The organism is Duganella margarita (genome assembly GCF_009857535.1).
In the GTDB taxonomy this organism is placed as follows: domain Bacteria; phylum Pseudomonadota; class Gammaproteobacteria; order Burkholderiales; family Burkholderiaceae_D; genus Rugamonas; species Rugamonas margarita.
Window position 1 is genome coordinate 1 of the sequence record NZ_WWCS01000087.1, and the last position, 314, is coordinate 314.

At 62.1% G+C, this 314-nt stretch carries 1 protein-coding gene; it reads left to right on the plus strand.

Annotated features, from left to right (window positions below):
• Window positions 1–314 (plus strand): transposase (locus GTP55_RS30515; protein WP_161048270.1); only part of this gene is annotated, 314 nt, incomplete at both ends.

Below are 314 nucleotides of genomic sequence, written 5' to 3' on the forward strand. Positions count from 1 at the left end.
GGAGAGCAACCGCCTGGAAAGCTACACGGTCAGCGGCATGAACGAGGTCGCCGAGCATGCCCGCTCCCTCATTGCCTGGTTGGACGCGCAGATCAAACAGCTCGAAGTGGATATGGACGACCATATCGACCGCCATCCAGGCCTCAAGCATGACGTTGAGCTGCTGACAAGCATTCCGGGGATCGGTAACACGACGGCAGCACGGCTCCTGGGGCAACTGGGCGACATCCGGCGCTTTGGCAGCGCTAAGCGGTTTGCCGCATTCCTTGGAGTCACGCCGCGCCAGCGCAGTTCGGGAACCTCGATCAAGGGCC